The sequence below is a fragment of the Leclercia sp. LTM14 genome (assembly GCF_023736175.1).
GTDB classification, from domain to species: domain Bacteria; phylum Pseudomonadota; class Gammaproteobacteria; order Enterobacterales; family Enterobacteriaceae; genus Enterobacter; species Enterobacter barmai.
The window spans coordinates 66,801-79,684 of the sequence record NZ_JAIKTT010000003.1; the positions used below are offsets into that span (position 1 = coordinate 66,801).

General features: G+C 58.6%; 14 protein-coding genes. 8 read left to right on the top strand and 6 right to left on the bottom strand.

What is annotated here, in order from left to right; all coding sequences use genetic code 11:
* The first annotated feature begins 79 nt into the window (after nucleotides 1-79).
* Nucleotides 80-1,471, top strand: a complete 1,392-nt coding sequence (locus tag K5I40_RS09230; protein WP_223074395.1) for a PLP-dependent aminotransferase family protein — start codon at nucleotides 80-82, stop codon at nucleotides 1,469-1,471.
* Nucleotides 1,472-1,574: 103 nt separating this feature from the next.
* Here the strand turns inward: K5I40_RS09230 and K5I40_RS09235 are convergent, their stop codons facing one another.
* A complete protein-coding gene (locus K5I40_RS09235; protein WP_072036680.1) occupies nucleotides 1,575-1,736 on the bottom strand; it encodes a DUF1127 domain-containing protein in 162 nt (53 codons plus the stop codon).
* 175 nt (nucleotides 1,737-1,911) lie between these two features.
* On the opposite strand from K5I40_RS09235, the gene K5I40_RS09240 reads away from it, so the two are divergent.
* The gene (locus K5I40_RS09240; RefSeq protein ID WP_223074396.1) at nucleotides 1,912-3,327 is read left to right on the top strand and encodes a PLP-dependent aminotransferase family protein; all 1,416 of its coding nucleotides are present in this window, start codon (nucleotides 1,912-1,914) and stop codon (nucleotides 3,325-3,327) included.
* 93 nt (nucleotides 3,328-3,420) lie between these two features.
* Here the strand turns inward: K5I40_RS09240 and foxA are convergent, their stop codons facing one another.
* The 3 genes from foxA to K5I40_RS09255 form a co-directional block, all read right to left on the bottom strand.
* Nucleotides 3,421-5,529 carry a ferrioxamine B receptor FoxA gene (foxA, locus tag K5I40_RS09245; protein WP_223074522.1) on the bottom strand — a complete coding sequence of 703 codons (2,109 nt, stop codon included), beginning with the start codon at nucleotides 5,527-5,529 and terminating at the stop codon, nucleotides 3,421-3,423.
* A 120-nt stretch (nucleotides 5,530-5,649) separates the two neighbouring features.
* Nucleotides 5,650-6,630, bottom strand: a complete 981-nt coding sequence (locus K5I40_RS09250; RefSeq protein ID WP_251929671.1) for a helix-turn-helix domain-containing protein — start codon at nucleotides 6,628-6,630, stop codon at nucleotides 5,650-5,652.
* Between the two features lie 137 nt (nucleotides 6,631-6,767).
* Nucleotides 6,768-7,001, bottom strand: a complete 234-nt coding sequence (locus K5I40_RS09255; protein ID WP_039030547.1) for a DUF2171 domain-containing protein — start codon at nucleotides 6,999-7,001, stop codon at nucleotides 6,768-6,770.
* A gap of 210 nt (nucleotides 7,002-7,211) precedes the next feature.
* Between K5I40_RS09255 and K5I40_RS09260 the strand changes: the two genes are divergently transcribed.
* A complete protein-coding gene (locus K5I40_RS09260; protein ID WP_039030548.1) occupies nucleotides 7,212-7,397 on the top strand; it encodes a DUF2767 family protein in 186 nt (61 codons plus the stop codon).
* 41 nt (nucleotides 7,398-7,438) lie between these two features.
* Here K5I40_RS09260 and K5I40_RS09265 read toward each other — a convergent pair whose 3' ends face one another.
* Complete coding sequence (locus tag K5I40_RS09265; protein ID WP_223074397.1) at nucleotides 7,439-8,560, bottom strand: cupin domain-containing protein; 1,122 nt, start codon at nucleotides 8,558-8,560, stop codon at nucleotides 7,439-7,441.
* A gap of 208 nt (nucleotides 8,561-8,768) precedes the next feature.
* Between K5I40_RS09265 and K5I40_RS09270 the strand changes: the two genes are divergently transcribed.
* Nucleotides 8,769-9,065 carry a hypothetical protein gene (locus K5I40_RS09270; protein WP_039030550.1) on the top strand — a complete coding sequence of 99 codons (297 nt, stop codon included), beginning with the start codon at nucleotides 8,769-8,771 and terminating at the stop codon, nucleotides 9,063-9,065.
* On the opposite strand, the gene K5I40_RS09275 is transcribed toward K5I40_RS09270, so the two are convergent.
* A complete protein-coding gene (locus K5I40_RS09275) occupies nucleotides 9,062-9,832 on the bottom strand; it encodes a DeoR/GlpR family DNA-binding transcription regulator (RefSeq protein ID WP_223074398.1) in 771 nt (256 codons plus the stop codon). The genes K5I40_RS09270 and K5I40_RS09275 overlap by 4 nt on opposite strands.
* A 121-nt stretch (nucleotides 9,833-9,953) precedes the next feature.
* Here K5I40_RS09275 and K5I40_RS09280 point away from each other — a divergent pair, with 121 nt between their 5' ends.
* The 4 genes from K5I40_RS09280 to K5I40_RS09295 all read left to right on the top strand — a co-directional run bounded on the left by K5I40_RS09280 (nucleotide 9,954) and on the right by K5I40_RS09295 (nucleotide 12,759).
* A complete protein-coding gene (locus tag K5I40_RS09280; protein WP_039030552.1) occupies nucleotides 9,954-11,111 on the top strand; it encodes an MFS transporter in 1,158 nt (385 codons plus the stop codon).
* Between the two features lies 1 nt (nucleotide 11,112).
* Nucleotides 11,113-11,499, top strand: a complete 387-nt coding sequence (locus K5I40_RS09285) for a VOC family protein (protein ID WP_223074399.1) — start codon at nucleotides 11,113-11,115, stop codon at nucleotides 11,497-11,499.
* A gap of 223 nt (nucleotides 11,500-11,722) precedes the next feature.
* On the top strand, nucleotides 11,723-12,184 hold the full coding sequence (locus tag K5I40_RS09290; RefSeq protein ID WP_106995644.1) for a helix-turn-helix domain-containing protein: 462 nt from the start codon (nucleotides 11,723-11,725) through the stop codon (nucleotides 12,182-12,184).
* On the top strand, nucleotides 12,184-12,759 hold the full coding sequence (locus tag K5I40_RS09295) for a PIN domain-containing protein (protein ID WP_223074400.1): 576 nt from the start codon (nucleotides 12,184-12,186) through the stop codon (nucleotides 12,757-12,759). The genes K5I40_RS09290 and K5I40_RS09295 overlap by 1 nt, the downstream gene beginning before the upstream one ends.
* The last annotated feature ends 125 nt before the right edge of the window (nucleotides 12,760-12,884 follow it).

Genomic DNA, 12,884 nt, shown 5'->3' on the forward strand with positions numbered 1-12,884 from the left:
GATGGGTCATGCGATGGGGTAAATTTACGCCGTTCATGACATAGTAAAAAGATACAAAAAGCGCGAAACGAGGTAGGACATGAAGCCGGGCTATCAGCAGATCTACACCCGCTATCGGGACAACATCACCCGCGGCGTACTCAAGCCCGGCGACAAGGTGCCTGCCATTCGCGTGCTGGCGGAAGAGCTGAAGGTGGCGCGCAAAACGGTTGAAACCGCCTATGCCATTCTGATCGGCGAGGGCTATCTGGTAAGCCAGGGGGCGCGCGGCACCCGGGTGAACCCGGACTTAAACCTGCCGGTCGCGGCCCCCGTGTCAGACGATCCCGTCACCGGCACGCTTCAGGAATCGCTGGTCAGCCAGCGGGAACGCGCAGGCTTTTTGCGCCCCGGCATCCCGGCGCTGGACAGCTTTCCGTACAAGAAATGGCTGCTGCTGGCGGGGCAGGCGGTGCGGGCCATGCGCCAGGAGGAGATGCTCAACCCGCCGGTGATGGGCTGGGCTCCCCTGCGCCAGGCCATCGCCAGCTACCTGAACATTTCCCGCGGGCTCGCCTGCACGCCGGATCAGGTGCTGATCACCAGCGGCTACAGCGGCAGCCTGCGCCTGATCCTCGACACTCTCGCCAGCCGCAACGACAAGGTGGTATTTGAAGATCCGGGCTATTTTATGGGCCAGCAGCTGCTCCGGCGCATCGTGCCGCGTCTGCATACGGTGCCGGTAGATCGCGCCGGGATGGACACGGAGTACCTGCTGCGCCACCACGCCGACGCCCGTTTTGCCATCGTCACGCCGTCGCACCAGAGCCCGCTGGCGGTCACCCTCTCGTTACCGCGCAGACAGCAGCTGCTCGACTGGGCCACCCGCAACGAGGCGTGGATCGTTGAAGATGACTATGACGGCGAGTTTCACTACACCCGCAAGGTGCTGCCGTCGTTGAAAAGCCTCGATCGTCAGGATCGGGTGATCTACATGGGCACCTTCAGCAAAACCGTGATGCCGTCCCTGCGCCTGGGTTATGTGGTGATGCCCGCCTGCACGGTGTCGGCCTTTAACGACTGCGCCGATCTGCTCGCCAGCGGCCAGCCGGTGCTGACGCAAAAGATCCTCACCGCCTTTATCAACGAGGGTCATTTCTTCCGCCACCTGAAAAAGATGCGCGCCCTCTACCAGCAGCGGCGCGACTGGATGATCGCCGCCCTGCACGAGGTCTACGGGGATCGCTTCTTCATCGAGCAGAACGACGGTGGGATGCACATCGTGGCGTTCTTAACCAGAGGCAGCTGCGACCTGGAGATCGCCCGTTGCTGGCAACAGCAGCAGCTGCAGGTGAATGCCCTGTCGGCGTGGTACAGCGGGTCGGGCAAGCGCTACGGGCTGGTGATGGGGTATAACAACGTGCGGTCGTATCAGGAGGCAATCGCCCTGCTGGAACGGCCGAAGCAGCAGACGCTTGAACTGTTGCGCTGAAACGCGCCGGGTGGCGGCTACGCCTTACCCGGCCTACGAAATCCCAGGCCGCACGATCCGTAGGCCCGGTAAGCGTAGCGCCACCGGGCGATACCCCCGCAAGTTACAAATCATGTCGCGACAATCCGATATCCTTCAGATGCTCATCGCTTAACTGGCTCAAAATCCTGCGCGTGCGGTTGATGCGATACCAGCGGGCAAAAATTCTTCCCGTCAGGATAAAGATCGCAAAAGGACGTCTGGCACGATTTTCATTGAATTCCATGATGTTCTCCTCAGGTTGTCTGAGGGGTTATCATCATGGATTAGGCACCCTGCAATACAGATTCAAAAATTACTTTTTTTAACATACAGATCGTCTAAAACAAGAACTGCATGGCGATTTTTATCGCCATCTGTACTGGTTTTATTTTCTGTATGGTGACAATGAGGGATACAGCATGACGCGCTACCAACATCTGGCCAATCTTCTGGCGGAACGCATTGAGCAAGGGCTGTATCGCAGCGGAGAGCGTTTACCCTCGGTGCGTGCGCTAAGCCAGGAGCACGGCGTCAGCATCAGCACCATACAGCAGGCCTATCAGATCCTCGAAAACTTACAGCTGATCACCCCCCAGCCGCGCTCGGGCTATTTTGTGGCGCCGCGTAAGGCCCAGCCGCCGGTGCCGGCGATGTCGCGCCCGGTGCAGCGTCCGGTGGAGGTGACCCAGTGGGATGAGGTGCTGACCCTGATGGAGGGACGCACCAAAACCGACATCACCGCCTTTGGCGGCGGCCAGCCGGACCTGACCCAGCCGAGCCTCAAGCCCCTGTGGAAAGAGCTGAGCCGTTTGGCGCAGCACAGCGTCAAAGAGATCTTAAGCTACGATGAGCTCGCCGGGCGACGTGAGCTGCGCGAGCAGATCGCCCGCCTGATGCTGGACGCCGGATCGGTGGTCGCCGCCGACGATCTGATCATCACCAGCGGCTGTCACAGCGCCCTCTCCCTGGCGCTGCTGACGATCTGTAAGCCCGGCGACATCGTGGCGCTGGAATCGCCGTCGTTCTACGGCACCATGCAGATGCTGCGGGGTCTGGGGATCAAGGCGATCGAGATCCCCACCGATCCGGTGACCGGGATCAGCGTGGAAGCGCTGGAGCTGGCCCTGGAGCAGTGGCCGATCAAAGGGGTGATTGTGGTGCCCAACTGCAACAACCCGCTCGGGTTTATCATGCCCGAAGCCCGCAAGCGTCAGCTGCTGGCGCTGGCCCAGCGCCACGATATCGTGATCTTTGAAGACGATATTTACGGCGAGCTGGCGTTTGAATATCCGCGGCCCTGCAGCATCCACTCGCTGGACATTGATGGCCGGGTGCTGCTGTGCAACTCCTTTACCAAAACCGTCGCCCCCGGACTGCGGGTGGGGTGGATCGCCCCGGGCCGCTATCACGACCGGATCATGCACATGAAGTATGCCGCCAGCGGCACCAACGTGCCCGTCAGCCAGCTGGCGCTGGCCGCCTTTATCCGGGAAGGGTATTACCATCGCCACGTGCGGCGGATGCGCCAGATCTACCAGCAGAATATTGATACCTACACCTGCTGGGTGCGGCAGTTTTTCCCCTGTGGGATCTGCGTGACGCGCCCGATGGGGGGTTACATGCTGTGGGTGGAGCTGCCCGAACATGTGGATATGGTCTGCGTTTCGCGGGAGTTAACCCGGTTTAATATCCAGATCGCCGCCGGATCGCTCTTTTCGGCTTCCGGCAAATACCGGAACTGTTTGCGGATTAACTGTGCCTTGCCGCCCAACGAGAAGCATCGCGCGGCGGTGGAGCAGATGGGAGAAGCGGTGAATATTGCGATGGCAGGTTAGTGCGGCCTGTTCCCCTCACCCTGACCCTCTCCCCAAAGGGGAGAGGGAAAAACCGTAGGCCCGGTAAGCGCAGCGCCACCGGGCAGTTTTACATCAGAACTTCCACGACACGCTGCCGACAATGCTGCGCTCGGCACCAAAGTAGCAGTAGGAGAGCGAGTTACAGGCCGCGACGTAGCTTTCGTCCGTCAGGTTGTTGACGTTCAGCTGCGCGCTCACCCCGGTCAGCCCCACCTTCGACAGGTCATAGCCCACCGCCAGATCCACCAGCGTGTAGGACGGCAGCGTATGGGTGTTCATGCGATCGCTGGTCACGCCATTAACGTAACGCACGCCGGAGCCCACCGTCAGGCCATCGAGCGGCCCGGTTTTGACGTCATAGCTGAGCCAGCCGCTGGCCATATTGCGCGGGGCATAGACCGCACGCTTGCCCTCTTCCTCCGGGCTGCTCTTCTTGTAGCGGATGTCGGTATAGGTGTACGCCGCCTGCAGGCGCAGGCTGTCGGTCAGCTGCCCTACCGCTTCCAGCTCAACCCCTTCGGATTCGATCTCACCGATAGAGCGGTACGGATCGGTCGGCTCCTCTTTGGTAGCGATGTTTTTCTGGTTGATGCGGAACACCGAGGCGCTGAACTGGCTGTTCATCCCCTCCGGCTCAAACTTCACGCCCGCTTCCCACTGCTTGCCTTTCATCGGATCCAGCAGATCGCCGTTGGCATCGGCAAAGCTGGTCGGGGTGAAGGCGGTGGAGTAGCTGATGTACGGCGCGATCCCGTTATCAAACAGATAGAGCAACGCCGCACGGCTGCTGAAGTTGTTCTTGTCCAGATCGCTGCGGGTATCGTTCAGCTTGTCGATATTCGACACGCTCACCTGGTCGTAGCGACCGCCCAGGGTCAGACGCCACTTATCCAGCGAGAGCTGATCCTGCAGGTAGTAGCCGGTCTGACGCAGCTTGTGCTTCTCCTGGCTGTACATGGTGATGTAGTCCGGCTTCGCGCCATACACCGGGTGGAAGGCGTCGATCGGCGGGAAGCCGCCGTAGTAGCCGGTAGTGTTGTTGCTGCGATCCTGATAATCGAGGCCAATCAGCACGCGGTGGTTCACCGCCCAGGTGTCAAAGCTGCCGTCGACCTGGTTGTCGATGGTGATGGCATCCATCTTCTCGTCAGAGCCGGAGTAACCGCGGTTGAGCTCGGTGTCGTTCAGCCAGCCTGCGGCATAGACCTGGTTCAGCTCCACTTTGGTGTGCAGATAGCGCAGCTTCTGGCGCAACGACCAGCCGCTGTCAAACATGTGCTCGATGTTGTAGCCGACCATCTCCTCGCGACGATCGTACTTGTCGTAGTCGTCCTCGCCTTCAAAGAAGGTGTTGGAGATCATCTTCCCGTTATGTGGGACCACGGTGCCGTCGTACGGCAGGCCGGAGTGGCTGCCGCCCTCGGGATCGCGGTGCAGATAGGCCATCAGATCCAGACGGGTGTTATCGGTGATGCGCCAGGTCAGGCTTGGCATCAGAGCGTAACGCTCCTCTTTCAGCGGATCGAACTGAGAGTCGGCGTAGCGGGTCATGCCGCTCAGACGGGCCGCCACGCGGTCGTTGTCGTCCAGCGCGCCGGTGACGTCAAACATCGCCCCGCGCTGATCGTTATTCCCGGCGAACAGCTTGATCTCACCGCCCGGATCGAACGAGGGTTTGCGCGAGGTGAGCGCCACGATCCCGCCCGGCGACGAGCGGCCATACAGCACCGAGGCCGGGCCGCGCACCACTTCGATATTTTCCAGGAACCAGGGATCAACCACCAGCGAGCTGTGGGAGTTGGTGTCGCCCATCATCTTCAGGCCGTCGAGATAGACGTTGTCCAGGCTGCCGTCGGAGAAGCCGCGCAGCACGATGTAGTCAAAGCGGTTCGAGGCACCAATCTGGTTGCTGTAGACGCCCGGGGTGTAGCTCACCGCCTGGCGAACGCTGGTCGCGCCCTGCTCTTCAAACTGCTCGCGGGTCACAATCGACACCGCCTGCGGGGTCTCGATATCCGGCGTCTCCAGCTTGGTCGCGCCGCTCTGCATCTGCGAGGTCACCACAACGGTTTCCGTTTTCGGCGTATCCTGCGCCATCAGGGGAAGCGCGACGCTCCCGGTTACCCATCCCACCAGCAGTGCCAGCCGCGATTTAGCGAACATGAAAATCTCCAGAGCTATTTCTAATTATTAATGAGAATTATTACCTTTTTCATTTAGAAGATAGCTATGCGCGCTGCCAGAGAACGTATGCGCAATGCCAAACCGCACGAATGGCGTTGGCGATGGGAGAAAAACGGATTAGCAGCCGTTGCGGACCGCGCCGGGGCAGATGCCGTAGCGACGGCGAAACGCGGTGGCAAAGTTGGTGGCGTGCTGATAGCCGGACATCCAGGCCGCCTGCTGCACGCTGTGGCCCTCCAGCAGATAGCGGCGCGCCAGCCCAAGGCGGCAGTCGCGCAGGTAGTCGAACACCGTACAGCCGTAGGCCTGGCGGAACTTACTGCGCAGGCTGCTGGGGCTCATCGCCGCCCGGGCCGCCAGCTGAGCGAGGCTGTACTCCTGCTCCGGAGCACTCTCCAGCAGGTGGCGGATCTGCTCCAGCCGGGCATGCTCCCCGCCGGACGCGCTTACCCGCGCCGCCCCCCCCTGCTCGCGCAGGTGCAGGCCGTGGCCCAGCAGCTGATACATCACCCCTTCCAGCAGCAGCTGGCGCGACAGGCTGCTCCGCTCCCGCTGGCGGGCGTGCTGGATCCCGGCCAGCACAAAGTCCGGCACCTGCCAGACAAAGGTCGGCGCGTTCAGCCTCTCCCACTGCTCAAGCAGCGAGGCGAGGAGCGTTTCCCGGCGGGCATCGTCGGGGTAAACCCCAAAAGAGAGGGTTTTCAGGGCGATATCCGCATCATGACGGGCCGACATCGTCTGCTGTTCGCTCAGCCTGGCGCTGAAGGCCATGCCCGGACGAACCGCATAAACTTCGCCGCTGAGGGTCAGGGTCACGCAGCCTTCCAGCACCACCAGCACATACAGCGGGCTGCTGTGGCGGGAGGTGGTTTCATAGGGTTGCAGAACGCGCACATCGGAGTGGGTTAAGGAGATGCCGGACGGCAGGGTCATCTCTTCGACATCGCCGTGCAGAACCGGGCTGGTGCTGGCACAGGCATCCGTCAGCAGCGGAAAACGGTAGTCGATGCCGTAGCGCTCGCCGAAGACCTTAAAGTCAGCAACGGAAAAGGTCTTTTTCGTTGTGGGGGTCGTTTGAGGGAGCATTGTGTTGGACATACCTGCGCCTGGAGAAGCATATTAAAAATAAAACAGTATCACTCCTTTAACGCGGCGGCAATGCAGGCTAATTTAATAAATATAAAGCTCCAACATATTGTCGGAGCTTAAATATATTTACGTTGCGGCTTCGATTATCAGGCTTCTTGCCAGCCGGCAAAGACCTCTTTATGGTTTTTAGTCAGCACCACATTATTGCCGTCAATTTTATCGACCCACTCCAGCGGAATATAATGGTGTTTGCCGCCGGATTCAGAATCATTTTTTGCCAGCTTAATACGTTCACCGTCGAGATGGTCAACCGTGCCGACGTGGGTACCGCAGCTAGCCATTACCTGAGCATGGTCCTTGATTTCACTCTTGTTTACCATAATTAATTCTCCTCATTAGGTTTCCACGGGTTGTTGCACGAAACTAACTGTAGTCCATAAATAACGTTTCTACCGCTTCATTAGCATTTCGAAACATTATTTCCCGAAGCGTCTAAGGGTCTGGCGAAATATATAAGAATAAACTGAGAATATTATAGGGTGGCGATTATGCCTCATAATTAAAGTCACGCACTCAACACGGAGGCATATATGGTAGAAGCGAATCGCACCGAAATATCCCTGGCTCTTGGTGAAGCGGTTTTAGATGTCGTACAAAAAGGCCAGGAGGTGTCGAGAGAGAATCTGGCACGGGCCATGAAAACGAAAGCGGAGCGAGAGAAAGATGACGAGCGTCTTCTTGATTACTGGAAAGCCTGTCACATCCTCGCAGCGTAAGTCAGGCGGCGCGGGGTCTGTACTCCGCGCCGTCTTTGTCGTTACTCGTCGAAGAACCAGTACCCCTGGTTAATCAGTCCGGTCAGCTCTTCCACAAATGCCGGGTTTTGCAGAGCAGCGCCCAGCTCCGCCTGGCCCAGCTCGGTGTAGCGGCACAGCGCATCTGCCGCGTTGGCATCCACCGTCTCCAGCAGTTCGCTGTTGATAAAGACGCTGCCGCCGACGTTCAGCACCCGCAGCCCGCTCAGGCGGGTCAGGGTTTCGCCGCCCATCAGCGCGTCGAGCACCTCTTCTGGTGAGTACTCTGGTTCCGCCGGGGCAACATCCAGCTCGTGACGCGGCGTGGAGATGAAGCTGCCAAACCACTGCTTGAAGTCTTCCGGCTTGCTGATCATGTCGATCATCATCTTGCGCAGACGCTCCAGCTCGTAAGCCTCCACCCGGCCCGGATGTTCGCGGCAGGTGAGATCCGGATCGCTGTAGTGCTCGCCGCCCAGATCGTTTTCCAGCGCGTAGTCGGCAAAGCTGCTGATCAGATCCCGGCCGTTTGGCCCACGGAAGCCGACGGAGTAGTTGAGCGCCGTCTCATGGGTAAAACCGTCGTGCGGGAATCCAGGCGGAATGTAGAGGATATCCCCCGGGGCCAGATCTTCATCGATGATCGGCTCAAAGGGATCGACATGCAGCAGCGCCGGATGCGGACAGAACTGACGCATCGGCAGCTTGTCGCCCACGCGCCAGCGACGGCTGCCCATCCCCTGGATGATAAACACATCGTACTGATCGATATGCGGGCCCACGCCGCCGCCCGGCACCGAGAAGGAGATCATCAGATCGTCCAGACGCCAGTCCGGCAACACGCGGAACGGACGCACCAGCTCGGCGGCAGGCGCGTGCCAGTGATTTACCGCCTGCGCCAGCAGCGACCAGCCGGTTTCGCCTAAGCCCTCGAAGTGCTCGAACGGACCGTTGCTGGCCTGCCATTTGCCCTCATTATGGCTGACCAGGCGACTGTCCACTTCCGGCTCCATCGCCAGCCCTGCCAGCTCATCCGGGCTGATTGGATCGATAAAATTCGGCAGTGCGTTCTTTAAGACAACGGGTTTCTTTTGCCAGTATTTTTCTAAAAATTCCGGCCAGTTCAGGTTGAGTTGATACGCCATGGTTAGCACCAGTTAAAAAGACAAACGGGTGTGATTATAGGAAGAGGCGGCAGCGCGCTGCCTTGTCGTGGGTCAAGCAGGGATGAAAACCTGCCGCATTCAGCCATTCGTATGACACAGCCTGTCAGTTTCACGCTTTATCGTGAGCGCGAGTTACAGAGCGACTTATATCGTTAATCACTAAGAGCGTATTGTTATGAGGCGTGCCATGAGCCCATTCATTGAACTTCCGGTTTCCGCCAGCGTGAAGACCCTGATGGGGGTCTATACCCGTAAGGAGAGCCCGTCCGTTTACTCCCCGGTGGCCGGTGAACTGCCCGAGGGGAGCCTGGTGCGCATCCAGGCGGCGGTGCTGGGTGATGCGGTGCAGGGCAATCCGCACTGGTACCGGATTGATGACGGGACGTTTATCTGGGCGGGTGCCTGCACCCGCGTCGAGCCCTACCCCGCGTTTCCGCCGGTAACCCGCGTTAACTGGAAAGCGGTGGTATTTGAGGTGCGTTAGGCGCTGATCACCCGCACATCCTGCGCCGCAAGCGCCTCTATTACCTCAGCATCCATATCGGCTTCCACCACCAGCACGTCGATATCGCTGCTTTTCGCGACCACAAAGCGCGCCACGCCGGGGATTTTGTCGGTGGTGAGCGCTACGATGGTCTGGCTGCTCTGGCTAATCACCGCTTTTTTGAACTCGCAGTCGGCAAAGTCGAACCCGGTCAGCCCCATGCCGGGATCCATCGCGCAGCCACCGATAAACGCCTGATCGAAGATAATCCCCTGGATCTGGCTGGCCGCCGTAGCCCCGACTGCACCGCCAGATGAACGCTGGATCTGCCCGCCGGTGATGATCACTTCGCACAGCGGATGGCGCAGCAGCTCGGCGGCGATGGCCGGAGAGTTGGTCACCACGGTAACGGCCAGATCTGACGGCAGCGCCTTCGCCAGGGCGAGGTTGGTGGTGCCGGTATCGATAAAAATGCAGCTACCCGCTTTAATCAACGTTGCCGCTTTCTGCGCGATCGTGATTTTTTTTGCGTGGTTTTTCTGCTCGCGGCTGATGAAATTTCCGGCATCCGCCAGCTGCAGCACCGCCCCGCCGTAGACCTTCTTACAGATCCCTTCTTTACTAAGCTCATGTAAATCCCGGCGAATGGTGTGTTCCGACACCTTCATCCGGGTCGCCAGTTCGGCGCACACCACCCGGCCATTTTCCTGCAGGATCTGGCGGATCAGATCTTGTCGTTGTTCCGGGAAAGCTGCATAATCGAGCATAAATTATCTTCTCTGGATTTAAATCGAGCAACAACGTGCATAATGTTGCATGACGACCTGCTCTGTCAATTCTGTCCCGTGCTCGCGCCGGGACAAAGGTTCAACCCTGTAAGGATGTGAAATGACCTCTCAGACCACCGGAGCCGTCCAGCGGCTTGCCACCCGGATCGTCTTTTTTATTGCCGGTTACGTTACTGCAACCTGGGCGGTGCTGGTGCCTTACGCCAAAGCGAATACCGGCGTTAACGAGGCCACCCTCGGCTCGCTGCTGCTCTGTCTTGGGATGGGGGCGCTGATTGCGATGCCGCTCACCGGGATGCTCACCAGCCGCTACGGCTGCCGCAGGGTGATTATCACCGCGATGGCGATCGTTGTGCTCACTACGCCTTGGCTTGCGATCATTCCCGATCCGCGCCTGCTCGCCGCTGCCCTGCTGCTGTTTGGCGTCGGGGTCGGGGTGACGGACTGCGCCATGAACATTCAGGCGATTATCGTCGAGCGCGACTCGCCAAAGCCGGTGATGTCCGGTTTCCACGGCATGTACAGCGTCGGCGGGATTGCCGGGGCCGGGGCGATGACCCTGCTGCTGACCCTCGGGGCCAGCGCCTTTGTCGCCTGCCTGGTTATCCTTCTCAGCGTGGTGATCCTGCTGGCCTTCAGCCTGAAAGGGCTGCTGCCCTGGGCCAATCCCGCTTCTGGCCCGGCCTTCGCGGTGCCGCGGGGCGTGGTGCTGCTGATTGGCCTGATCTGCTTTGCGGTGTTTCTCGCCGAAGGCACGGTGCTGGACTGGAGCGCGGTATTCCTCACCGAAGTCCGCGGCGTGCCTGAATCGCTGGGCGGCCTCGGCTTCACCTGCTTCTCGATAGCGATGACCCTGTTCCGCTTAACCGGCGACAAACTGATCGCCCGCACCGGCCCCCTGCGCGCCGTGGTGGGTGGCGCGATCGTTGCCGCCGCAGGCTTTGCGCTGGTGACGTTTGTCCCGCAGTGGGAGCTGTCATTGCTGGGCTACGTGCTGGTGGGCGCCGGTTGCGCCAACATCGTGCCGGTGATGTTCTCCGCCGTTGGCCGCCAGACCCGCATGCCGCAGGCGGTTGCCGTCCCGGCCATCACCACGCTTGGCTATCTCGGCGTGCTCGCCGGGCCCGCGATTATCGGTTACGTGGCCCACGCCACCTCATTAACCCAGGCGTTTATGGTCATTATGGTGCTGATGCTGGTCGTCGCAGCGCTCTCCGTGACCGTCACCGCCTCTCAACCTGCCCGCAGCGAGGGATAAGATGAATATTGCACATGTCGCACTTTGGACCCGTAATCTGGACGCCCAGGTTCACTTCTGGCAGACCGTTTTTGGCGGCCAGAGTAACGAACGCTACTTCAGCAAAAACCGCCCGGGGTTTGAGTCGCACTTTATAACGCTTTCCGACGGGCCGACCATTGAGCTGATGACGGTGCCGGATCTGCCGGACAGCCCGTCGCACCCGGAGTTTGTAGGCTGGGCGCATATCGCCCTGAACGTCGGCAGCAAGGCGGATGTGGATCGGATGGCGGAGCAGGCGCGGGTGAGTAACACGCTCCTGAGCGCCCCACGAATGACGGGTGATGGTTATTATGAAGCGGTAATTGCGGACCCGGACGGGAACCGGATTGAGCTGGTGGGGGAGTGATCCACCGTGCCAATATTTTTACCCTCGGGAGAGAGCATCGGGCCGTACCGCTGCGGCATCGCCGGGTGGCGGCTACGCCTTACCCAGCCTACAAAACATATTTCGTTTGTTTCGATTATTGTGATTTTCGTTTATTTCGATTACAGTTCTTTATGGTGTGTTTTTAATCACCCTAAACACGAAACTTAATACGCGAAAACCCGATATTGACTGGAATAATGAAATGACAAACTCACTTCTGAACAGCCTTACATTACCGGCTCCAAAGGAGATTGAGGCAGCTGTACGTGGACAAAGGGAGCTTGCTACGTTTCTGTCCACAAAGCAGGAAACGCAAAAAATTACGATTCAGGATGCACAAGACGTCACTCATCAAATAGAGCTGCCAACATCGTCACTGACGCTTCTGATGAGCATCCTGGGCGAACTGGCTGCAGGTAACGCCGTCCAGGTTGTGCCCGTGCATGCCGAATTAACAACGCAGGAAGCGGCCAACATCCTAAATGTTTCACGTCCACATATGGTGAAACTTCTGGAGGAGGGCAAGTTACCTTTCCATAAAACTGGCCGTCATCGCCGTATTCTTTTCGCAGACCTGATGAAGTATAAAGATCAGCGTGATGCAGAAAGCATACAAGCACTTCGCGAGCTGGCGGAACAAAGTCAGGAGCTTGGCTTTTACTGATGACACACTCACCTTATCCCGTCGTACTTGATGCTTGTGTACTGTATCCATCAATGCTGCGGGACCTTCTTATGCACATTGGGAAAACGGGCCTTTATCAGCCCAAATGGACTACCCGGATACACGATGAGTGGCAGCGAAATCTGCTGATTAACCGTCCTGATATCACCGCAGTCCAACTAAAGCGCACCGAAACGCTAATGAATAAAGCCTTTGGTGACGCTTGTGTATCAGGATATGAGAGCATCATTGATGGCCTTAACCTGCCCGATCAGGATGACAGGCATGTGCTCGCCGCGGCGATTCGTTCGGATTCAGAAGTTATTGTGACCTACAATCTTGCCGATTTCCCGGGGGGAAGCCTCGCTGAGTTTGATGTCGAAGCGCTTCACCCGGATGAGTTCCTGTCGGACCTTTTCGATCTGAACCACGCGCTGGTTCTTGAGGCGGTAAGAATGCAGCGCTCACACCTGCGTAATCCTTCCCTCACCCCGGACCAGTTTCTGCAAAGCTTGCTCCAGCTGGGCCTGCCAAAAACAGTGACCGAACTGGAAAAATACAGACTGCTCATTTAGCCCGTTCTGGATTGACTACAATTCAACCATTTTTAGCCTACGCTTACCCAATGCGAAAAGCGGTTTTGAAAACGCCTCTACCGCATTCATACAGTTATCATATAGTTAAATGATAATGATAATTA

Bases quoted from the DNA above. Each gene is read 5' to 3' on its own strand.
- K5I40_RS09230 (WP_223074395.1), top strand. From the start codon at position 80: ATGAAGCCGGGCTATCAGCAGATCTACACCCGCTATCGGGACAACATC.
- K5I40_RS09235 (WP_072036680.1), bottom strand. From the start codon at position 1,736: ATGGAATTCAATGAAAATCGTGCCAGACGTCCTTTTGCGATCTTTATC.
- K5I40_RS09240 (WP_223074396.1), top strand. From the start codon at position 1,912: ATGACGCGCTACCAACATCTGGCCAATCTTCTGGCGGAACGCATTGAG.
- K5I40_RS09250 (WP_251929671.1), bottom strand. From the start codon at position 6,630: ATGTCCAACACAATGCTCCCTCAAACGACCCCCACAACGAAAAAGACC.
- K5I40_RS09255 (WP_039030547.1), bottom strand. From the start codon at position 7,001: ATGGTAAACAAGAGTGAAATCAAGGACCATGCTCAGGTAATGGCTAGC.
- K5I40_RS09260 (WP_039030548.1), top strand. From the start codon at position 7,212: ATGGTAGAAGCGAATCGCACCGAAATATCCCTGGCTCTTGGTGAAGCG.
- K5I40_RS09265 (WP_223074397.1), bottom strand. From the start codon at position 8,560: ATGGCGTATCAACTCAACCTGAACTGGCCGGAATTTTTAGAAAAATAC.
- K5I40_RS09270 (WP_039030550.1), top strand. From the start codon at position 8,769: ATGAGCCCATTCATTGAACTTCCGGTTTCCGCCAGCGTGAAGACCCTG.
- K5I40_RS09275 (WP_223074398.1), bottom strand. From the start codon at position 9,832: ATGCTCGATTATGCAGCTTTCCCGGAACAACGACAAGATCTGATCCGC.
- K5I40_RS09280 (WP_039030552.1), top strand. From the start codon at position 9,954: ATGACCTCTCAGACCACCGGAGCCGTCCAGCGGCTTGCCACCCGGATC.
- K5I40_RS09285 (WP_223074399.1), top strand. From the start codon at position 11,113: ATGAATATTGCACATGTCGCACTTTGGACCCGTAATCTGGACGCCCAG.
- K5I40_RS09290 (WP_106995644.1), top strand. From the start codon at position 11,723: ATGACAAACTCACTTCTGAACAGCCTTACATTACCGGCTCCAAAGGAG.
- K5I40_RS09295 (WP_223074400.1), top strand. From the start codon at position 12,184: ATGACACACTCACCTTATCCCGTCGTACTTGATGCTTGTGTACTGTAT.